The organism is Amycolatopsis sp. NPDC033938, assembly GCF_055575975.1.
On sequence record NZ_JBVIRO010000001.1, the window covers coordinates 50,756 to 71,179 of the forward strand.

Annotated in this window: 23 protein-coding genes; 14 read left to right on the plus strand and 9 right to left on the minus strand. The window is 67.7% G+C overall.

The genetic code is table 11. The annotated features are described in order from the left end of the window. The 3 genes from ygfZ (at position 1) to ACZ5ZX_RS00285 (ending at position 3,548) form a co-directional block, all read left to right on the plus strand. Positions 1-1,128, plus strand: a complete 1,128-nt coding sequence (gene ygfZ / locus ACZ5ZX_RS00275) for a CAF17-like 4Fe-4S cluster assembly/insertion protein YgfZ (protein WP_465499928.1) — start codon at positions 1-3, stop codon at positions 1,126-1,128. Positions 1,129-2,043: 915 nt separating this feature from the next. Further along, positions 2,044-2,607, plus strand: a complete 564-nt coding sequence (locus ACZ5ZX_RS00280) for an RsiG family protein (RefSeq protein ID WP_465499929.1) — start codon at positions 2,044-2,046, stop codon at positions 2,605-2,607. Beyond that, on the plus strand, positions 2,604-3,548 hold the full coding sequence (locus ACZ5ZX_RS00285; RefSeq protein WP_465499930.1) for an asparaginase: 945 nt from the start codon (positions 2,604-2,606) through the stop codon (positions 3,546-3,548). Before ACZ5ZX_RS00280 ends, ACZ5ZX_RS00285 begins: the two co-directional genes overlap by 4 nt. On the opposite strand, the gene ACZ5ZX_RS00290 is transcribed toward ACZ5ZX_RS00285, so the two are convergent. Further along, positions 3,545-4,444: a DUF8083 family protein gene (locus tag ACZ5ZX_RS00290; RefSeq protein ID WP_465499931.1), complete on the minus strand. Its 900-nt coding sequence runs from the start codon at positions 4,442-4,444 to the stop codon at positions 3,545-3,547. The two genes, ACZ5ZX_RS00285 and ACZ5ZX_RS00290, sit on opposite strands and share 4 nt — an antisense overlap. A 207-nt stretch (positions 4,445-4,651) precedes the next feature. On the opposite strand from ACZ5ZX_RS00290, the gene ACZ5ZX_RS00295 reads away from it, so the two are divergent. The 3 genes from ACZ5ZX_RS00295 (at position 4,652) to ACZ5ZX_RS00305 (ending at position 6,808) form a co-directional block, all read left to right on the plus strand. Continuing rightward, positions 4,652-4,837, plus strand: coding sequence for a DUF3073 domain-containing protein (locus tag ACZ5ZX_RS00295; protein ID WP_007032561.1), 186 nt, complete (start codon positions 4,652-4,654; stop codon positions 4,835-4,837). An 89-nt stretch (positions 4,838-4,926) separates the two neighbouring features. Next, the gene (locus ACZ5ZX_RS00300; protein WP_465499932.1) at positions 4,927-5,787 is read left to right on the plus strand and encodes a 3-hydroxybutyryl-CoA dehydrogenase; all 861 of its coding nucleotides are present in this window, start codon (positions 4,927-4,929) and stop codon (positions 5,785-5,787) included. 76 nt (positions 5,788-5,863) lie between these two features. Continuing rightward, a complete protein-coding gene (locus ACZ5ZX_RS00305) occupies positions 5,864-6,808 on the plus strand; it encodes an alpha/beta fold hydrolase (protein ID WP_465499933.1) in 945 nt (314 codons plus the stop codon). 69 nt (positions 6,809-6,877) lie between these two features. Here ACZ5ZX_RS00305 and ACZ5ZX_RS00310 read toward each other — a convergent pair whose 3' ends face one another. Then, positions 6,878-7,336, minus strand: a complete 459-nt coding sequence (locus ACZ5ZX_RS00310) for an excisionase family DNA-binding protein (protein WP_465499934.1) — start codon at positions 7,334-7,336, stop codon at positions 6,878-6,880. A gap of 122 nt (positions 7,337-7,458) precedes the next feature. Between ACZ5ZX_RS00310 and ACZ5ZX_RS00315 the strand changes: the two genes are divergently transcribed. The 3 genes from ACZ5ZX_RS00315 (at position 7,459) to ACZ5ZX_RS00325 (ending at position 10,179) form a co-directional block, all read left to right on the plus strand. Next, positions 7,459-8,358 carry a Gfo/Idh/MocA family protein gene (locus tag ACZ5ZX_RS00315; protein WP_465499935.1) on the plus strand — a complete coding sequence of 300 codons (900 nt, stop codon included), beginning with the start codon at positions 7,459-7,461 and terminating at the stop codon, positions 8,356-8,358. A gap of 233 nt (positions 8,359-8,591) precedes the next feature. Then, the gene (locus ACZ5ZX_RS00320) at positions 8,592-9,242 is read left to right on the plus strand and encodes a VanZ family protein (RefSeq protein WP_465499936.1); all 651 of its coding nucleotides are present in this window, start codon (positions 8,592-8,594) and stop codon (positions 9,240-9,242) included. Between the two features lie 178 nt (positions 9,243-9,420). Continuing rightward, positions 9,421-10,179, plus strand: coding sequence for a GNAT family N-acetyltransferase (locus tag ACZ5ZX_RS00325; RefSeq protein WP_465499937.1), 759 nt, complete (start codon positions 9,421-9,423; stop codon positions 10,177-10,179). Here ACZ5ZX_RS00325 and arfB read toward each other — a convergent pair. The 6 genes from arfB to ACZ5ZX_RS00355 form a co-directional block, all read right to left on the minus strand. Beyond that, on the minus strand, positions 10,168-10,599 hold the full coding sequence (arfB, locus tag ACZ5ZX_RS00330) for an alternative ribosome rescue aminoacyl-tRNA hydrolase ArfB (RefSeq protein WP_465493492.1): 432 nt from the start codon (positions 10,597-10,599) through the stop codon (positions 10,168-10,170). The two genes, ACZ5ZX_RS00325 and arfB, sit on opposite strands and share 12 nt — an antisense overlap. Before the next feature lie 32 nt (positions 10,600-10,631). Further along, complete coding sequence (gene purM, locus ACZ5ZX_RS00335) at positions 10,632-11,702, minus strand: phosphoribosylformylglycinamidine cyclo-ligase (protein ID WP_061981905.1); 1,071 nt, start codon at positions 11,700-11,702, stop codon at positions 10,632-10,634. A 31-nt stretch (positions 11,703-11,733) separates the two neighbouring features. Next, a complete protein-coding gene (gene purF / locus ACZ5ZX_RS00340; protein ID WP_465499938.1) occupies positions 11,734-13,272 on the minus strand; it encodes an amidophosphoribosyltransferase in 1,539 nt (512 codons plus the stop codon). A 255-nt stretch (positions 13,273-13,527) separates the two neighbouring features. Continuing rightward, a complete protein-coding gene (locus tag ACZ5ZX_RS00345) occupies positions 13,528-13,929 on the minus strand; it encodes a hypothetical protein (RefSeq protein ID WP_465499939.1) in 402 nt (133 codons plus the stop codon). Then, complete coding sequence (locus ACZ5ZX_RS00350; protein ID WP_005152616.1) at positions 13,913-14,152, minus strand: DUF397 domain-containing protein; 240 nt, start codon at positions 14,150-14,152, stop codon at positions 13,913-13,915. Before ACZ5ZX_RS00350 ends, ACZ5ZX_RS00345 begins: the two co-directional genes overlap by 17 nt. Positions 14,153-14,434: 282 nt before the next feature. Continuing rightward, positions 14,435-15,313 (minus strand): helix-turn-helix domain-containing protein, encoded by an 879-nt coding sequence (locus ACZ5ZX_RS00355; protein WP_465499940.1) that lies wholly within the window; start codon positions 15,311-15,313, stop codon positions 14,435-14,437. 204 nt (positions 15,314-15,517) lie between these two features. Between ACZ5ZX_RS00355 and ACZ5ZX_RS00360 the strand changes: the two genes are divergently transcribed. Further along, positions 15,518-16,315, plus strand: coding sequence for an SAM-dependent methyltransferase (locus ACZ5ZX_RS00360; protein WP_465499941.1), 798 nt, complete (start codon positions 15,518-15,520; stop codon positions 16,313-16,315). A 91-nt stretch (positions 16,316-16,406) separates the two neighbouring features. On the opposite strand, the gene ACZ5ZX_RS00365 is transcribed toward ACZ5ZX_RS00360, so the two are convergent. Continuing rightward, positions 16,407-16,787 (minus strand): sterol carrier family protein, encoded by a 381-nt coding sequence (locus ACZ5ZX_RS00365; protein ID WP_465499942.1) that lies wholly within the window; start codon positions 16,785-16,787, stop codon positions 16,407-16,409. A gap of 59 nt (positions 16,788-16,846) precedes the next feature. Between ACZ5ZX_RS00365 and ACZ5ZX_RS00370 the strand changes: the two genes are divergently transcribed. From ACZ5ZX_RS00370 to ACZ5ZX_RS00385, 4 genes are all read left to right on the plus strand, one after another. Next, complete coding sequence (locus ACZ5ZX_RS00370) at positions 16,847-17,467, plus strand: type VII secretion system-associated protein (protein WP_465500986.1); 621 nt, start codon at positions 16,847-16,849, stop codon at positions 17,465-17,467. Between the two features lie 104 nt (positions 17,468-17,571). Beyond that, complete coding sequence (locus ACZ5ZX_RS00375) at positions 17,572-18,387, plus strand: lysozyme (RefSeq protein WP_465500987.1); 816 nt, start codon at positions 17,572-17,574, stop codon at positions 18,385-18,387. 184 nt (positions 18,388-18,571) lie between these two features. Continuing rightward, positions 18,572-19,417, plus strand: coding sequence for a lysozyme (locus ACZ5ZX_RS00380; protein WP_465499943.1), 846 nt, complete (start codon positions 18,572-18,574; stop codon positions 19,415-19,417). 174 nt (positions 19,418-19,591) lie between these two features. Further along, entirely contained in the window at positions 19,592-20,422 is an 831-nt protein-coding gene (locus ACZ5ZX_RS00385) for a Twin-arginine translocation protein TatA (protein ID WP_465499944.1), read from the plus strand. The last annotated feature ends 2 nt before the right edge of the window (positions 20,423-20,424 follow it).

The following is a 20,424-nucleotide window of genomic DNA, read 5'->3' on the forward strand; positions in this document are numbered from 1 at the left end:
ATGCCCTACCGCTCCCCCCTGCTCGACCTTCCCGGACCGATCGCGGCACCCGACGGGCATCCCGAAGAGGGTGTCCCGTGGCATTGGGGAGACCCGTTCGCCGAGCAACGGACGGCGGCGCGCGGCGTGGTCGTGATCGACCGTTCGCATCGCGAGATCCTGGCCGTGACCGGGGAAGAACGGTTGTCCTGGCTGCATTTGGTGATCTCGCAGCACGTCACCGGGCTCGCGGAAGGCACCGGCACCGAGGCGCTCGTCCTGGACAGCCAAGGCCGCGTCGACACCCACATGGTCGTCGCGCACGCGGACGGCACGGTGTGGCTGGACAGCGACAGGGGCGCGGTGGCGTCGAGCGCACTGCCCTCCGGTGGCAAACAGCCGCTGCGCGAGTACCTCGAAGCGATGAAGTTCTGGTCCAAAGTGGACATCCGCGATGTCTCCGGTGAACTGGCGTTGCTGACCGTCCTCGGCCCCGACGCGGACCGCGTCCTCGCCGCCGTGGACGTTTCGCTCGGCTCGGAGGCGTACTCCGTCGCCGCGATCCCCGGCGGTTTCGCGCGGCGGATGCCGTGGCCAGGGCGGAACAGCGTCGACCTCGCCGTACCCCGTGCCGACCTGGCGACCTGGTGGCGCCGGCTGACCGACGCGGGCGCGCGACCCGCGGGCAGCTGGGCGTTCGACGCGCTGCGGGTCGAGTCGCTGCGGCCGCGGCTGGGTATCGACACCGACGACCGCACGATCCCGCACGAGGTGAACTGGGTCGACTCCGCCGCGCACGTGGCGAAGGGCTGCTACCGCGGGCAAGAGACCGTCGCGAAGGTCCACAACGTCGGGCGGCCGCCGCGGTACATGGCGCTGCTGCATCTGGACGGTTCGCCGGAGATCACGCCGGAGACCGGAGATCCGGTGGTCGTCGGCGAGCGGACGGTCGGCCGCGTCGGCAGCGTGGTGCAGCACCACGAACTGGGCCCGATCGCGCTCGCGCTGGTCAAGCGCTCGACGCGACCGGGCGCCGAACTGCTGGTCGGCGCCGAGGACCGCGTCGTGCAGGCGGCCATCGACCCGGACTCCGTCCCTGGTGAGGCCCCCGCGCCGGGACGGGAAGCCGCACAGCGGCTGAGGAGCTGAGACCTCGGCTTGTGGCTCACGCCGTGAAGGCTTGGTCAACGGAAGATCAGGGACACTCAACGTCCCTGATTCGTCCACAAGGGACCCGGCCGAGCGATCGAGTGTCCGATTGATGTCGCTATGTACGGTTCTGCGAGGGGGTCGTGAGTGGCGATTCGGGTTAGAACGCTCAGTAACACTCACGACCCCTTCGCGAAACCGTGCAACTTGACCAAACCGGGCACATTTGTGTCGCGAAGTGTCCCTTGTGGACAGTCAAGGGCGTGGTCCCTTTGGGGTGAGCCCGCTCTCGCCGGGTCCATCACGACAGGTTCGCCTTGTCCCGCTCTAGCGGTGGAGCCGACCAGCGGTTATGCGACTTTGCCGGGCCCCTGACCTTGAGCGCCGGGAAGGAGACCTTCGCTTCCTTGTGACCTGGCGACGCGTCCATGAAGGAATTGGGACGTTGAGTGTCCCGATTCCTTCATGGACACACTCGGGTCGACCTGCGGCGACCGTGTCGTCATGGCTGCCAGGGTGTCCACCCGCGGGCACCCTGGCAGCGTGTCCGTGAAGGGCTCCTTGACGGACTCCTAGTCCCTCAAGGAGCCCTTCACGGACCTCGCGGCGTCTCTCATGGCGGTCTCACGGGCCACAGCGGTCGCGCGTGAAGGACTGCTTCACGTACTCGCCCACCCCGCCGTCCACAAGTTATCCACAACTCTGCCCACCTGTGGACAACCTCGCCGACCAGCCCTTTTCCACCCCCACCCCCGGTAGACTGGACCAGGGGCCGCCCCCGGGACGGGTGGGGGGCGCGCTCTGGAAGGAACCGAAAGAGCAGGGGCGCGCCGGGGAGGTGTTCGGGAGGGCGAAAGATCCTTGTGGTATCGCGCCCTGCGGAACATTTCCGCTGGAGCGCGATAAGCTACCCGGGTGATCGAAGTCCGGCCCGGTGGTCGCCGTCGTATCGACCGCGTGCTCGGCCCTGGGTATCTCAGCGACCTCGGCGAGCTGCCCCTTTCCGTGCTGCGCGAGCGCCGTGACGAGGCCGCGCAGGAGGAGACCGACCTGTCGTACCTGCGGCGGCTGTTGCACGCGCGGATCGACATCGTGCGGGCCGAGCAGGAGCGCCGGAGTTCGGGCGGGGAGCGCAGCGTCGTCGAGCGGCTGGCCGCGATCCTGGCGGACAACGCGATCGGTCCGGCCACGGGCTCGGGCAGGCATCAGCGGCTGGAGCCCTCGCGGGCGGGTGAGCACCGGCGGTTCGCCGAGGCGCTCATCGGTGACACGGACCTTTCCGACGTGAGCACCCTGTCGGACGAGAAGCTGGTCAGCGCCCTCAACAGGTACGCCGACGAAGAGGTCTCCGTCTCCTCGTACCGCCGCGAGGTGCAGGGCGTGATGGACACGATCAACGCCGAGATCGCGACCCGTTACCGCAAGGGCACGGCTTCCGTCGACGATCTGCTCGACACCGAACGCGGCGGACCCGAGTGACGAACCCCGTCCTGGTCGAGGTCGTCCGGTCCGGTTTCGTGGAGAGCGTCCATCGCGGCGCGCTGGTGATCACGGCCCCGGACGGGTCGGTGCGGTTCTCCGCGGGCGACGTCGAGCGGCCGGTCTACCCACGCTCGTCCAACAAACCGCTCCAGGCCGTAGCGATGCTGCGCGCCGGTCTCACCATCGGCGACGAAGAACTCGCGCTGGGCTGCGGGTCGCACAACGGCGAACCCGGCCACGTCGAGGGTGCTTTGTCGATGCTCGCCCGCACGGGGCTGACCGAGGACGCGCTGGCGTGCCCGCCCGCCTTCCCGCTGCACGAGCCGAGCATGCTCGCCGCCGCCGCCGGGAAACGCCGGGCCGCCATGAACTGCTCCGGCAAGCACGCCGCGATGCTCAGCACCTGCGCCCAGCTCGGCTGGCCCACCGAGGACTACGTGGCCGCGACCCATCCGCTGCAGAAGCTCATCCAGTCCACCATCGCCGACCTCACCTGCGAACCGATCGAAACGGTCGGCGTCGACGGCTGCGGTGCCCCGCTGTTCGCGTTCTCCCTCACCGGCCTCGCCCGCTCCTTCGGCAGGCTGGTCACCGCTATCGGCGGACCGGAACGCCGGGTCGCGGACGCCGTCCGCGCGCATCCGTGGCAGGTCGCGGGCACCGGCCGCGAGGACACCGTGCTGATGCGGAACGTCGACGGCCTCCTTTCGAAGGGCGGCGCCGAGGGAGTGCATTCGTTCGCTCTCCCCGATGGCACCGCGCTGGCGCTCAAGATCGACGACGGCGCCGCGCGGGCCCGGCTCCCGCTACTGCTCGCGACCCTGCGTCACCTCGGCATCGAGCCGGGGGACGAGGCCGAGGCTCTCGCGCGTGATGTCGTCCTCGGCGGCGGGAAACCCGTCGGCGAACTGCGCGTCACCGCCGGTCTCTTCGGCTAGTTCGCGCGTTCTCGCGCGGCCAGGTCGCCCCAGAAGTCCCGCAGGTCGGCGAACAGTTCCGCCAACTCGTCGACATTGCCGGTGCGAAGCGCGTCGAGGATGTCGTGCACCTCTTCGGCGGTCGTGTCGGCCTGCAGGATCGAGTCGGCGAAGAGCTGCACGAGTCCGCCGTAGTCGAGTTCGACCGCGGAGCCGGGGTGGAAGCTGTCGAGCCAGCGTCGCGTTTCGAGGAGCACCCGGCCGGGCCCTGAGTCACCGAAGGTCGCTTCGAGCAGGTCACCGACCTCGCGGGCACGATGCCGGGCGTCGGCGATCGAGACCCGCCACGACACTTCGCGTTCGGGGTCGTGGCGGCCCTTGCCCAGTTTGACCCGGCGCATACCGGGATCGAACAGGACGAACCACGGGAGCGGAACGGTCCACGTCGTCGAGAGCGTGTGCGATGCCCCGGCGGTCAGATCACCGATGGCCGACTTCGCCCGCGAACGGATCATGTCGAGTGAGGCGCCGCCCGCGTCGAGCACCGAGTTCTTCAACGCCGGGTGGGCGTCGCCGAGGAAGGTCACCAGTGCCGCGGCCGATCGCGCGCGGACCTCCATCGGGCAGACCAGCGGACCCGGGCCCGCGTCGCCGTGCTCACCCTCCGGCACGTCTTCCGGGTCCAGGACGAGGACGTCGGTGAGCAGACTGGGCGACGGCCTGCCGTCCGCGAGCTCGGCGGGCAACAACCGGCCGACGTGCTGTGACTTGAGCCACAATGCCTGTTCACGCAGCCCGGCGGCCGAACGATCGAGCCGGGCCGCTTCGACGGCCTCCAGCAGGCGTTCGTCCGGTGGATCACCCAGCGCGAGCAGGGGCTCATAGACGCGGAGATAAGCCGAGAACGGACGGGGCACACGAGCATCGTGACACGCCGACCTGCGACTATCGCCACCGACCGGCCGGTAACCGGCGTTCGGGGAACACTGTCATCACCGGCACACCGTGCCACGTCGCATCCAACCCCCCGGACACGGTACGGTGTCAGCAGGAAATAATTGTCGAGACGATGCGGGGCCGCCGATTCCCCCGGCCGCCCCGCCCCTGTGCGAGGGGGTCGAGCCATGGGGCGCGGCCGGGCTAAGGCCAAGCAGACGAAGGTGGCGCGCGAGCTCAAGTACAGCTCGCACGAAACCGACTTCGATGCTTTGCAGCGCGAGCTGTCCAGTAGTTCCTCGGAAGACAGGCACGAGGACGACAAGCGGTATGACGACGACCCGTACGACGGGTACGACGAATACCGCCGCTGAGCAACGCGTGACACGCGAGGGTGGATCGGGGCTTGCCCCGGTAACCACCCTCGCGTGTCGCGTGCTGCCCAAAATATGGAAGAGGTGCCATGTCTGACGTATCCCGAGTAGGTGTCGTCGGAGCCGGTCTCATGGGCTCCGGCATCGCCGAGGTGCACGCGCGTGCCGGTTTGGACGTGATCGTCACCGAGGTGAACCAGCCGGCGCTGGACTCCGGGCGGGCGCGGATCGAGAAGTCGCTGCAACGCGGCGTCAAGAACGGGAAGCTCTCGCAGGAAGACGCCGACGCGGCGCTCGGACGGCTCCGCTTCACCACCGAGATCGGCGAGTTCGCCGACCGCGACCTCGTGATCGAGGCCATCCTGGAACAGGAGCAGGCCAAGGTCGAGGTGTTCCGGTCGCTGGACAAGATCGTCGAGCGTGAGGACGCCCTGTTCGCGTCCAACACCTCCTCGATTCCGATCATGAAGCTCGGGATGGCCACCGGCCGCCCGCAGCAGGTGATCGGCATCCACTTCTTCAACCCGGTCCCAGTGCTGCCGCTCGTCGAGCTGGTGCCTTCGCTGCTGACCAGCGACGACACCGCCCGCCGCGCGGAGGAGCACGCGACGTCGGCGCTGGCCAAGACGGTGATCCGGTCGCAGGACCGCGCCGGGTTCATCGTGAACTCGCTGCTCGTGCCGTATCTGCTTTCGGCGATCCGGATGATCGAGTCGGGCTTCGCGTCGGCCGAGGACATCGACCGCGGGATGGAGCTCGGCACCGCGCACCCGATGGGCCCGCTGCGGCTGTCGGACCTGATCGGCCTGGACACCATCAAGGCGATCGCGGACTCGATGTACGCCGAGTTCAAGGAGCCGCTGTACTCCTCGCCGCCGCTGCTGCTGCGCATGGTCGACGCGGGCCTGCTCGGCAAGAAGACCGGTCGCGGTTTCTACAGCTACTCCTGACCCGCAACTTTCGTAGCGGCGGAAGACCACTTCTTCGGCTGTCCATGCGACCGGTATGCCCGGTTGCATGGACGGCATGAACGAACACACGCGTCGCAAGGCGATCACCGTCGCCGGACTGACCGGCCTCACCGGACTCACGAGCGCGGGCTCGGCGTCCGCGCGTGAACGGCGTGGCGTCCCGACGTTCGTCTTCGCCGCGGGCGCGAACGGCGTCTCCGGCGTCCCGAACGAACTCGTGTTGCGCGGTTATCGCTGCGTCGGCGTCGATCTGCCCGGCCAGCGACCGGCGGACGCCCAGTTCCGGCTCTCGTACCAGGCCCCGCAGGACCTCGCGGCGTTCGCGACCGAGCCGTCGCCGCTGGCCGGGGTGACCGTGGCCGACCACCTCGCCGCGACGGTGGAGACCGTCCGCCGGGCGGCCGCGCACGGCCCGGTCGTCCTCGTCGGCGCCAGCATCGGCGGCGCGGCGATCAGCCTGGTCGCGAACCAGGTGCCGCGACTGATCGACCTCCTGATCTACGACACCGCGTTCTGCTGCGGCGCGCTCCGCACCCCCGGCGAGTACCTCGGCACCGAGGAAGGCTCGACGACGCAGGTGACGGCACTTCTCGAGTTCATGGCGGGCGATCCGGCGACGATCGGGGCCTACCGCTCGAACTGGCGCATCGCCGACCCCGTGCGCCTCGCGAAGGCGAAAGAGGCCTTCATGAGTGACAGCACCGATGCCGAGTTCTACACGTTCCTGAACTCGATGGCGCCCGACGAACTGCCCGGGAAGAGCGAGGTCGATTCACGCGGTGACCTGCACACCTGGGGGCGCATCCCGCGCGTCTACGTCCGGCATCTGCGCGACAACGTCATCCCGCTCGCCCTGCAGGACCGGATGATCCGGGAGGCGGACGAGCGGACCCCTGGCAACCGGTTCCGGGTCTTCGACCTCGACACCGCGCACGTCCCTGCCTCCGCCAAGCTCGCTGAGCTGCTGGACCTCTACGACCGGCTGGCCCGGCCTCTCTGAATGCAGCTCCGCGACAGACCTGCTGAGCCCGGTGCGCTCGAGTGCGTCGAGGACCACGAAGGCCATTTGCTAGGTCCGCCCCATCTCCTGGTTCAGCGCGGAAAGCTCGTCCGCCGCGTCGCGACGCCGCTGATCGTCTCGGCTCAGATAGTCGTGCAGGGAACTCGCTTTCACGCGGCGATGTTTGCCGACCGTGCGGAATTCGATCTGCCCCGTTTCGAGCAGTCCGATGAGGAACGGCCTCGAAACGTTGAGCAGATCGGCCGCTTGTTGAGTGGTCAGCTCGGCGTGCGACGGAACGATGGAGACGCTCTCGCCTGCCGCCACGAACGCCAGGACCCTGGCCATCAAATCGACGACGCCGCGAGGGATCACCAGCGACTCCTCGCGCTCGTCGACGACCACCACGCGCACGGTGTCCTCTTCATGGCGCCTGGCCAGGTAAGCCTCCACGTGCGGAAGTGCCTCGATCGCCACGTCGATGTCATGCCGCCCGGGGACGATCTGATCAATGGTCCGCGCGCTCATCCCTGCTCCCTACCGGCGTGAATCCAGCATCGGCCATAAACGAATTATTCGCAACAAACGCAATAAACGCAACTCGATGGTGCGTTCACCTTGCGCGACGGCAGCACACCTAGACTGGGGCCGTGGGACAGGGACAGCTGCGTGCGGGTCTGGTCGGGGCCGGTCCATGGGCGAAGACGGTGCACGCGCCGGGCCTCGCCGATCACCCTGGAACCACGTTGAGCGCGGTCTGGACGAGGCGTCCCGAAGCCGCGAAGGAGCTGGCCGAGGCGCACGGCGCCGAAGTGGCCGGCAGCTTCGAAGAGCTGCTGGACCAGGTGGACGCGGTCGCGTTCGCCGTGCCGCCCGCCGTTCAGGCGGAGCTGGCGGTCAAGGCAGCCGAGGCGGGCAAGCACATCATCCTGGAGAAGCCGATCGCCGCGGATCTCGACGGCGCGCGGCGGCTCGTGGCCGCGGTCGAGGCCTCGGGCGTGGCCGCTCTCGTGGTCCTGACCTTGCGGTTCTCGCCGATGACCCGCGAGTGGCTCGACGGGATCAAGGAAGCGGGCGGCTGGCGCGGCGGGGGTGCGCGCTGGCTTTCGGGCGCGCTGCTCGGCGGGCAGTACCAGTCGTCGCCGTGGCGGGTCGACTCCGGCGCGCTCGCCGACATCGGACCGCACGCCTTCGATCTGCTGGACGCGGCGCTCGGTGAGATCACCGACGTGCTCGCCGCCCACCGTACCGAGGACGATCTGTGGCAGCTCCTGTTCGCCCACGCGGGTGGCGCGACCAGTACGGCGACCCTGTCGTTGCGGCTGCCGATCCAGCCGACGGTCGTCGAAGTGGCCGTCTACGGCGAGCATGGTTATCGCACTTTGGGGCGGAAGCCGGGTTCGGCGGGCGAATCGTTCACCGCGCTTCTCGACGATTTCGCCGCGATGGCGGCCAGCGGAACGACGTCGCATCCCTGCGACGTGCGTCGCGGTCTGCACCTGCAGAAGCTGATCGAACGCGCGCGCGAACTCGCCGGACACGGCAAGTAGTACACAGGTCACTCACAAGGCTTTTCCTTGTGCGATAACGACTTCTCCTGATCGCTTCGCGGTCATCCACAGGTTGTCCACAGGCTCCATTGTGGACGGTCATTGCTTGGACCCAAGCATGGGAAAGCCTTTTCCGCTACCGGAAAAGATCACCTCATAGTGCGGCCGCTCCGCCATGCCGAGTCGATCTTGTGATGCGAAGGTGATCTTGGGCGCTCCGGAAAGGAAGGGCCATGGGAGAGCTGCTCCGCGCTTTCGGCGCGATGATCCCCTTGACGATCACCGCGATTCCGTATGCCTTACTCGGGTGGCCGCTGCTCGCGGCACATCGGCGGCGAAGACGAGCCGACCGCTTCTGCGCGTCGGCGACAGCCGCCGTGGACATGACGCTCGCGCTGACCTGTTTTCTGGTGATCTGCCTGGTGACGATGCCGGTGACCGGGGCGCACGGCAGCAGGCTGAGCCTCGAACCCGGCACGGACCTGCGACTCGCGCTGAGCGACAGCGCCACTCTCTTCCAGGTACTGGGCAACGTCCTCATGCTGAGCCCCCTCGGGGCCCTGCTCCCGCTGCGGTCCCGCCGTCTGCGTTCGCTCGGCCGGATCGCGCTGGGCGCGCTGGCCGTCTCGGTGCTGGTGGAGGGGACGCAATATCTGATGCAGGCGGGCCGGGTGACCTCCGCCGACGACATCCTGCTGAACACCCTCGGGGCCGTGATCGGCGCCGCGCTGAGCAAGCGTCTTTGGCACCGGCTGGACGTCCGGCCGGCGGTGAAGATCCCGGTGCAGGTCCGGCGGGTGTGCGAGGCCCCCGTGCGACTGCGCGTGCCGAGGTCGGTGTGGGACGAGCGGTACTCGGGTGTCGCTCATCCGCAGCGCCGGTAAACCGCTTGACCACCGTGCGACAGTGATCGCGAAAGCCTTGCTCACGGAAAGAGGGATGCCTCATGCCTGACGCCTTCGGTGGCGTCGGCACGAGTTAGCCGGCGCTCCACGCCAGCTCCATCACGCACGCGAGTCCTCCCGTGCGTCATTCCTTCTTGCCTGAAAGGCTTTTCAACCAGTGTCCGCTGAGACGATCAACGCGCTGCAGTCCTACATCCGCGCCACCGCGGCGAAGTACCGCGAAACCGAGCGGATCGGGCCGTTCCTCGCCACCTACACGACCGGGAACGACCACCTGTTCCTCAACTACGCGATCCCCGACAACGCCCGCGTGCCCACCTCGGGCGACGTCGCGAAGCTGACCGAGGCGTTCCGCGCTCGCGGGCTCACGCCACGGCTGGAGTTCCTGACCGAGGCCGCTCCCGGAGCCGAGGCCGTGCTGGTCGAAGGCGGCTACACCCTGGAACGGCGGATCCCGTTGATGGTCTGCCCACCGGGGCAGGTCGTCGAACAGCCGGTTCCCGCCGGAATCGTCCTGAAGACCCCCGTGACACCCGCCGAACTCCGGTCGATGATCCGGGCGCAGAACATCGCGTTCGGGGAACCCGATCCCGGCGAGCACGTCGAGCCGTCACCCGCGCAGCTGAGCGGCGAGACGATCTCGGTCATGGCACTCACCGAAACCGGTGAATGTGTCGGCGGCGGGGTCGCGACGGCGATCCTCGACGGCGCGAGCGAGATCGCCGGGATCGGGGTGATCGAGGAATATCGGCAGCGCGGGATCGCCGCGGCGCTGACCGAGCACCTCACCCGCGAGGCCCATGCCCGTGGCGGCGATTCGGTGTTCCTGACACCGGGTGCCGGACAGGCGGAGCGCGTCTACGGCCGCGTCGGTTTCAAAACCGTGGCCGAGTGTGTGCACCTGTCACTCGTCTGAGTAACCACCGCGGCGAGTTCGCTTGACCTCGCCGCGGCGTTTCTTCGAGGCCAGGCGGCGTTCCTTCGAACCGCGTGACGGTTTGGTAGGACGCCGTTTGGCCGCCGGGGGCGCCGACGCCTCCAGGAGCAGCATCACCAGCCGTGCCCGCGCGGCTTCCCGGTTCATCAGTTGCGAGCGGTGTTCGGACGCGGCGATCGTGACCACGCCGTCGACCAGGCGCGACGAAAGCCGGTCCAGCATCCGGGCCCGGAGATGCTCCGGGACGGCGGCCGAACCGGCCACGTCGAAGGACAGCTCGACCCGCGAGTCCGTGGTGTTCACGCCCTGCCCACCCGGACCAGAGGACCGGGAGAACCGTTCGCTCAATTCGGCACCCGGGATCACGAACCGGGTACCGACCACCACGTCATCAGCCACGGATCCAGTGTGTCATCCGGGACCAACAGATATCAGAAACGCGGGTGGTCTCCGGAAAGCACGGCGCGCGGGCCGTCCGGGTCCTCCGCGGGCTGCACGTCGCCGAGGATCCACGCCGGCACGTGACGCGCGGTCAGCATCGCCAGCGCGCGGTCGACGTCGTCGGCGCCGACGATCGCGACCATGCCGATGCCCATGTTGAAGGTCTTCTCCAGCTCGGCGCGTTCGACCTTGCCGCGGTGCCCGATCAGCGCGAACACCGGCGCCGGGGTCCAGGTGCCGCGTTCGAGCTTCGCGACCAGGCCGCGGGGCATGACACGGGCGAGGTTCTGCTCCAGGCCGCCACCGGTGATGTGCGCGAACGTGCGGACATCGGCCTCGGCCGCCAGCGCGAGGCAGTCCTTCGCGTAGATCCTGGTCGGCTCCAGCATCTCCTCGCCGAGCGAGCGGCCGAACTCCTCGACGTGCCCGTCGAGCGGCATGCGCGCGATGTCCAGCAGCACGTGCCGGGCGAGCGAGTAGCCGTTGGAGTGCAGACCGGAGGAGCCGAGCGCGAGCACGACGTCACCGGGGCGGACCCGCTCCGGGCCGAGCACCTTCGACGCCTCGACGACGCCGATGCCGGTGCCCGAGAGGTCGTAGTCGTGCTCGCCCATCAGGCCGGGGTGCTCCGCGGTCTCACCGCCGAGCAGCGCGCAACCCGCCTGGACACAGCCCTCGGCGATACCGCCGACCAGTGCCGCGATCTTCTCCGGCACGACCTTGCCGACGGCGATGTAGTCCTGCATGAACAGCGGCTCGGCACCGGTGACGACCAGGTCGTCGACGACCATCGCGACCAGGTCGATGCCGACGGTGTCGTGCTTGTCGAGCGCCTGCGCGACGGCGATCTTGGTGCCGACCCCGTCGGTCGACGAGGCCAGCACCGGCTCTTTCCACTTGTCCAGCTTCAGTGAGAACAGCCCGGCGAAGCCGCCGACCCCGCCCATCACCTCGGGCCTGGTGGCCCTCTCGGCGTGCGGTTTGAGCAGCTCAACGGCTTTGTCACCAGCGTCGATGCTGACTCCGGCGGCGGCGTACGTGGCGCTCGTGGACTCGCTCACGGAAGCGGACTCCAACTCTGAAAGAAAGGGACTAAGGACGCCGGACGGCGTCTTCAGCACCGTACCCGGCAGGGCTGACGGGCTTCGCCGCGCCATTGACCGAGTCCAGGCTCTCCAGCAGGTGTTTCCCGATCAGCGCGTCGTCAGGGAGCGCGATCGGGTACTCGCCGGAGAAACACGCGGTGCACAAGCGCGACTTCGGCTGTTCCGAAGCCGCGACCAGTCCGTCCAAAGAGATGTAGCCCAGTGAGTCGGCGCCGATCGACCGGCGGATGCCGTCGACGTCGACGCCGTTGGCCACCAGTTCGGCGCGCGACGCGAAGTCGATGCCGTAGAAACACGGCCAGCGGACGGGCGGCGAAGCGATCCGCACGTGGACCTCGAGCGCGCCCGCCTCCCGCAGCATGCGGACGAGCGCGCGCTGGGTGTTGCCGCGGACGATGGAGTCGTCGACCACGACGAGCCGCTTGCCGCGGATGACATCGCGCAGCGGGTTCAGCTTCAGCCGGATGCCCAGCTGGCGGATGGTCTGCGACGGCTGGATGAAGGTGCGGCCGACGTAGGCGTTCTTCACCAGGCCAGTGCCGTAGGGAATGCCGGAGCCCTGCGCGTAGCCGATCGCGGCCGGGGTGCCGGATTCGGGCACCGGCATGACCAGGTCGGCGTCGGCCGGATGCTCCCCGGCGAGGCGGCGGCCGATCTCGACGCGGGTGGCGTGCACGCTGCGTCCGGCGATCGAGGTGTCCGGGCGCGCGAGGTAGACGTACTCGAAGACGCAGCCCTTGGGCTCGGGGGTGGCGAACCGCGAGGAGCGCAGGCCCTCGGCGTCGATGGCGATGAGCTCACCGGGCTCGACCTCGCGGACGAAGGACGCGCCGCAGATGTCCAGCGCGGCCGTCTCGCTCGCGACCACCCAGCCGCGTTCGAGCCTGCCGAGCACCAGCGGGCGCACACCGTGCGGGTCGCGGGCGGCGTACAGGGTGGACTCGTCGGCGAAGACCAGGCAGAACGCGCCCTTGAGGGTGGGCAGCAGTTCCAGCGCGGCGGCTTCGATGCCCTTGTCGGCGGCGTTGGCCGCGAGCAGCCCGCACACCAGGTCGGAGTCACTGGACGAACCGGTCAGACCCGAGTGCGGTTTGAGCCCGGCTTCGACCGTGCGATCGCGCAGCTCGGCGGTGTTGACCAGGTTGCCGTTGTGCGCGAAGGACAGTCCGCTACCGGTGGCGGTGGTGCGGAAGATCGGCTGCGCGTTCTCCCAGATGGTCGCGCCGGTGGTCGAGTAGCGGCAGTGGCCGACGGCGATGTGGCCCTGCAAGGACTGCAGGACCTGCTCGTCGAAGACCTGACTGACCAGGCCGAGATCCTTGAAGACGACGATCTGCGAACCGTCGGAGACCGAGATGCCGGCCGCTTCCTGGCCGCGGTGCTGAAGTGCGTAGAGCCCGTAGTAGGTCAGCTTCGCGACCTCTTCTCCGGGCGCCCAGACACCGAAGACACCGCATTCCTCACGGGGTTCCGGATCGGGCTGGTCGGTCACGGGCTGTCCGGCGTCGGACGGGTCGGAAACCACCGAGGTGCTCCCAGGGGAGAAGTAGGGCAGGCCGCCACCAGTGTAAACGGTGGGCAGCTGATCAACGCGCCGCGCGACGTGGCACTGGACACGCTTCAGTCAGCAACTCTGAGTGAACCAGTGAAGATTTCGGCGAGCACAGCAGGCCCCAGTGACCGTGAGTGACGGGCGGGTTCAGGACCCGGCACTCACGACCCCCGACCAGCCGACCGCTCCCCCTCGACAGAGGCGGTCGACTGTGCTTGAGCGGCTTGATCAACCGGCGGCGAGCCACTTGGAGGTGCCGCCACGGCCTGGGACCCAGCAACCCTTGGAAGCCTTTTCCGGGAGATACAGCGAGCCGGGTGTCCGCTCGTCCGGGAGCGCGAGCAGTGCCGTCAGCACTGTCGCCGCGTCGCCGGCGGAACGCCACAGCCACACCTCCGGCTCGAGGATGTCCTCCTCGGTGCCGGGCATACGGGTCGCCACGACATCGTCCTCGGCGTTGAGCCGGACGACGTCGACCACGTTGTCGTGGACTCGCACGCCGACCACGGCCAGGACCTCGCCGTTCGCGTCGCACGGGTGCACGAACTGATACCCGCGGTCGATCAGTTCTCGAAGACCGCTTTCGATATCGGTGATCTCCGCGGTAATGGTGTCACCCGAGAACATCATCGAATTCGCCGTCCTTGGCACCCGCGAGGAACGCGGCCATCTCAGCCTGGGTGTAGATCAATGCGGGCCCGGTCGGAAAGCGCGAGTTACGCATCGCGATCTCGCCGGACGCGAGCGGAGCTACCTCGACGCAGTTACCGATCGCGTTGCTGTAGCTCGCTTTGCGCCACTGCGCACCGGTAAGACGATCGGCCGGAATGCCGTTGTCGAACTGTTCAGCCATGGTCCCCACCTTCCCGACAGAAGACTTCGGGCGATGCATCTGCATGTGCATTTGCCTGTGATCCAAAGTTAGCACGTGTGCCTGCAGCGGTAAATGCACGTGCAGAAGTTTTTGCAGAATTCGCGTGCAGTGAGGACTCAGGCCCCCAGTCGTCCCACTAAAGCGTGATGATCGCCCTCTCCAATGGGGGAACAACTACAGTTCGTGAGCACGTTTTGGGCCGAGCGCAAGAAAACCGCCACCGTCACCGGGACGGCGCAGAACCCCACAACGGTGAGTGACTCAGATTTCCGCGCGGCGCTTCAGGAGCATCTGGCGGCTGCGGTCCGGCGTTTCCGCGTCGACCGCGAGCATGTCCAGCGCCCGGCTGTACCGCTCGATCTCGTCGCGCTTGTCGATGTAGTGCGCGCCGGTCAGGTATTCGGTGTAGGCGATGTTCGGCAATTCCTCTTCCGCGAACCTGAGCAGCGAGAACGCGCTGTCGGCGGAGTAGCCGCCCCGGTCGAACGGGAGGATCTGCACCGAGATGTTCGGCTGCTGGATCATCTCCAGCAGGTGGTCGATCTGGCCCTTCAGGATCTCGCGGTCGCCGATCGGCCGGTGGAGCACCGACTCGTCGAGCACCAGCCACAACCGCGGCGCGTCCGGTCTGGACAGCATCTTCTGGCGCCGCATCCGCAGCGCGACCCGGCGGCGGACCTGCTCGTCGACCATGTCCGGACGGCCGTGGCTCATGATCGCCCGCGCGTAGGCCTCGGTCTGCAGCAGACCCGTGACGTACAGCGGCTCCCAGACCTGGATCCGGGCCGCGGCTTCTTCGAGACCGACAAGGTCGTTGAACCAGCTGGGCATCAGGTCGCCGTAACGGCGCCACCAACCCGGCTCGTTCGACTCCTTGACCATGTCGAGGAACTGCTGCCGCTCGTCGGGGTCGGTCATCCCGTACATGGTCAGCAGGTCGGCGACGTCGCGTTCCTTGAAGCCGACGCGGCCCAGTTCGAGACGGCTGATCTTCGACTCGGACCCGCGGATGCTGTAGCCGGCCTCCTGGCGCGTGATCCCCGCGTCCTCGCGCATCCGCCGCAGCTGTGAGCCGAGGATCATCCGTCGCGCGGTGGGACCCAGTGACTGCTCACCACCGGGCGGGGTGACCGCGTTCATGGACCGGGGACCTTTCGTACGCCAACACTCACCTGGGGATCAAGCCCGACTACTCAAAGTACACGTTTGGACCTCGACACGACAGGCATGGCTCGGTTTACCGGTCGCGTACGTGGTTCTACTCTACGTAGAGCCCGAGACTTCCGACACAGTTTTGTGAGGTTCAAGATGCCCGACGCCCCGCCCCGGACGGAACGAGTGCCTGTGGGTGTCGACCCGACCCGGGCCAGCATCGCCCGGGTGTACGACGCCTTCCTCCTCGGCAAGGACAACTACGAGATCGACCGGGAGGTGCTGCGCAAGGTCCAGCAGGCCGCTCCCGAGGCGCAGGACCTGGCGACCGAGAACCGCGGCTTCCTCATCCGCGCCTGCCGGTTCCTCGCCAGCCAGACGGGCATCACCCAGTTCCTCGACTGCGGCTCCGGCCTCCCGACCGCGGAGAACACCCACCAGGTCGTGCAGCGGATCAACCCGGAGATCAAGGTCGTCTACGTCGACAACGACCCGGTCGTCCTCGCGCACGGGCGCGCCCTGCTCGAAGAGAACGAGAACACCCACTTCGTCTCGGACGACATCTTCGAGCCGGAGCGGATCATGGAGCACCCGGACATCCGGCGGCACATCGACTTCTCGCAGCCGATCGCGTTCCTGCAGCTCGGGACCCTGCACCACTATAACGGGCCGCACGACGAGCCCGCCAAGATCATGAAGAAGTACATCGACGCGCTGCCTTCCGGCTCCTACGTGGCGATCTCGCACTTCTCCGATCCCGAGGACGAGCTGTCCGAGACGGCCCGCAAGATGGAGGACTTCTTCCTCCACAGCCCGATGGGCTCGGGCACCTTCCGCACCAAGGCCGAGATCGAGGAGCTGTTCCACGACCTCGAGATGGTCGAGCCTGGCGTCACCCTGTGCGCCGACTGGTGGCCGGACGGCCCGCGGATCAAGGAGCTGAACGCGGCTCAGCGGACGATCTCGGGCGGCGTCGGCCGCAAGAAGTAAGGCTCTGCCCCTCTCGCCGGCGTGCAATGAAAGGTCCTTTCCTTGCAAATTTCGCAAGGAAAGGACCTTTCATTGCACGCGGGGACGGGGTTCAGAGGCGGACCAGCGGCAGCCAGCGAGCGAGATCGGCCCGGCTCCCGGAGGCGGTGACCCGCCCCGATTCGACGGCGTCGGCCCAGCTCAGCAGCCCGGTCGCCAATTCAAGCCACGTGCGCGGATCCGTTTCGACGACGTTCGGCGGCGTCCCGCGCGTATGCCGCAATCCTTCGACACACTGCACCGCCGCGAACGGCGGCACCCGCACTTCGACACTCTTCCCCGGGGCGTCCACGGCCAGCGTCCGCAGGCTCAGCCGCACCGCCGCGGCCAGCTCGGGACGGGCCGGATCCGGTCCGGATCCGCTCAACCAGGGGGAAATCGCCGTGATCGCGGCACGTAACTCAGCGGGGTCGACCGAACGCGAAGAGGCCATGGGAGAACAGTAGAGTGAGCGCGAACAAACCTTCAGGCACCCGGAACGTGGGGATGGCGATGGCGCAGCGGGACGAGGCGGATCGGTCGGCGTCGAGCCTGGCGGGCAAGCGGAAACCGGCCAAGCCGAAGATCACCGACGAGATGCGCGCCAACGCCAAGGCCAATCCGAACAGCTGGCTGTACGTCATCGACGAGGCCTTCGACCCCGAAGGCCCGGTGCCGTCCTGGGCGGTCGTCGGCGCGTACCCGGTGAACGGCGCGGGCGAGATCGTCGAGGACTTCCACCCGAACGACCGCTACCGCCCTTCGCCCAAGGCGCTCGGCTTCCCGGAGCCGCGCAACGAGCTCGAGCAGTTGCTGCAGCTGGTGCGCACGAACCACCGCCCGGTCGCCGACCTGCCGAGGGTCTTCCTCGACTCGACGCTGTTCGTCTACGCCCTTTCCCCGGTGCAGCGCACGGTGATCGGCTTCCACAACACCGACGGCCAGGTGCTCGTGCCCGCGTACACGGCCAAGTCGCTGGTCCCGCGCGAATGGCCGCACGCCCGCGCGGTGCTGGGCCGGGACATGGTGCCGTTGCTCGCGGGGCATCCGGTGGCGATCAATCCGCACGACCGGCTCACCGCGATCGTCCCCTCGGAGCACCTCGACAAGGCCCTTCTGGACGAGCGTCGTTAGGGTTCGATTAACCCACTCGGCCCAATATTTTCCGGCTGAGAGCAACTCTTTCGGGTGATGTTCGAGTCGCTGATTCCCGGTGCGCGGGGGATCGTGGCGACGTGATGAGTCGCAGAGTGTGTTCGAAAGGCTGGGGGGCCGTCCTCGCGGCGGGGGTCTTGCTGCTCGCGCAGACCCCCGCCTCGGCACAGCAAGCGGGGCCCAGATACGACGGGGCCGAAGAGCATTACGCCGGCTCGCAGATCGCTCTGCACGAAGGCGTCGAGGCCGCGATAGGACCGCTTTACGGCGGTGAAGCGCAGACCCTCGGCCACGATGTCAGCGGACATCAGGGCGACGTCGACTGGCCAGGAGCGGCCAGGACCGGCGCGAAGTTCGTCTATGTGAAGGCGACCGAGGGCACCGGGTTCGTCAACCCCCGGTTCCCCCAGCAGTACAACGGTTCCCACGGTGTCGGCCTGATCCGCGGCGCGTACCACTTCGCGCGCCCCGACATCTCGGACGGCGCCGCGCAGGCGCATTACTTCGTCGACCACGGAGGCGGCTGGTCCGGCGACGGCAAGACACTGCCCGGCGCGCTCGACGTCGAGTACAACCCGTACGGCGAAACCTGTTACGGCAAGACTCCCGCGCAGATGGTCGCGTGGATGGCGTCGTTCGCCGAGACCTACCTGTGGCGGACCGGGCGGCATCCGGCGATCTACACGTCGACGAACTGGTGGAAGCGCTGCACCGGCAACAGCAACGCCTTCTGGCAGAACCCGCTGTGGCTCGCGCGCTACAACACGGAGATCGGCGAGCTTCCGGCCAGTTGGAAGACCCAGACCATCTGGCAGTTTTCGAACAAGGGCAGCCTGCCCGGCGACCAGAACTGGTTCAACGGCACGGAAGATCGAGTGCGCGCTCTTTCGCTGGGCTGAGCCCACTCTCGTGAGTGTTACAAGATCACAGAACACCACCAAGATGGAAATGAAAATCACCCACGCGTAGTACCAATTTCACGGAAGTTAGTGACAAACCCGACATCGTCGTCAACAATCGTGCCCGGACGACTACCTGCAGTTAGTCGTCCTCAGCGAGGGTTATCCGTGAAGGGATTGTCGTATGCGCACTTCCCGAAGAATCGCCATCGCCGTCGGCTCCGCGCTGCTCCTGCTCGGCAGCACGGTCCAGGCCTCGGCGGCTCCGTCACCGGAGATCATGTCGATCGAACAGGATCTCCAGCAGAACGACCACACGATCGGATCGCAGATCCGGCGCGTGGAAGGGGACACCTCCACCCCGGAGTCCAAGGCCAAGGCCGCTCAGCCGCAGCCTGAAGCCGGGGTGCTCGCCACCGTCGCGGGCATGGACGTCGCCAGCTATCAGCAGAACGTCGACTGGGCCTACTGGTGGGGACAAGGCAAGCGTTTCGTGTGGACGAAGGCCACCGAAGGCACCAGCTACAAGAACCCGTACTTCGCCCAGCAGTACAACGGTTCCTACAACCAGGGCTTCATCCGCGGGGCGTACCACTTCGCGCTGCCCAACGTTTCCGGCGGCGCCGCGCAGGCGGACTTCTTCGTCAACAACGGCGGGGGCTGGTCCGGTGACGGCAAGACCCTGCCGGGTGCGCTCGACATGGAGTACAACCCGTACGGGGCCACCTGTTACGGCTTGAGCCAGGCGTCCATGGGGGCATGGATCCGGGCGTTCCACGATCGCTACAAGGCACGCACCGGCCGCTGGCCCGTCATCTACACCTCGACGAGCTGGTGGAGCACGTGTGTCGGATCGACGCAGAACTTCGGTGGCACCGTCCCGCTGTGGATCGCGCGCTACGCGTCGACCGTGGGCTCCCTGCCCTACGGCTGGAGCTACTACACCGTGTGGCAGTACACCTCCAGCCCGCTCGACCAGAACACCTTCAACGGCGCATACGACCGCTTGCAGGCACTGGCCAACGGCTGAGCTGCGCATTTCGTGAAGAAGCGGCTCCCGGCCTCGGCCGGGAGCCGCCTTCGCGGTCGAGGTACCTTCCGAGCAGAATGCCCCTGAACTCCTGGCACGGGCGGATCCGGAACCAGCGCTGACCGCCGGCCGTCTGATCTCCAGCCTCAGGCCCCAGCACGGAAGGCGAGACCGATGACCTACCCACCCCAGCCAGGCCAGCCCTACGGCCAAGACCCACAGGGACAGCAGCCCGGCGGCTACCCGCAGCAGGGTGGATGGGACCAGACCCAGCAGTACGGTCAGCCGCAGGGCTGGGATCCGACTCAGCAGTATCAGCAGCAGCCCCAGCAGGGCTGGGACCAGACCCAGCAGTACCCGCAACAGCCCCAGCAGGGCTGGGATCCGAACGCGCAGCAGCAGGGCTGGGACCCGAACAACCCCGGCTACCCGCAGGGTTACGGCGGTCCGCCCGCGCCGCCGCCGAAGAGCAAGACCGGGCTGATCATCGGGATCGTGATCGGTGTCGTCGTGCTGATCGCCTTCGGAGTCACCGGCTTCGTCGCGCCGGGATTCCTGCTGAGCAAGGACGAGGGGAACAACACGGCCGCGCCGCCCGCGTCGTCGTCGGAGAAGGCGCCGACTTCCGCGCCGAAGAGCAGCCCGAAGTCGAGCGCGCCCAAGAGCAGCCCGAGGAGCACCGAAAGTGGTGGCGCTGGTTCCGAGGGGAACCCGAAGGGCATCCAGAACCTCAAGGACTTCTTCGCGAAGGTGAGCGCCGGTGACAAGGCGGGCGCGCTGTCGCTGGCCTGCTCGGACATGAAGGAGAGCTTGGGCCAGTCGATCGACATCATGGCCCCGGCACCGGCACAGCTGGAGATCACCTCGACCACCGGCATCGGCGACGGTTTCGTCACCGGCGACATCGAGGGCACGGTCAAGGGCAAGAAGGTGAGCGGCTCGGGGATCTCCTCGGACGACAACCCGGACAAGTCCTTCTGTGTCCGCAACTTCTTCGTATTCTGAGC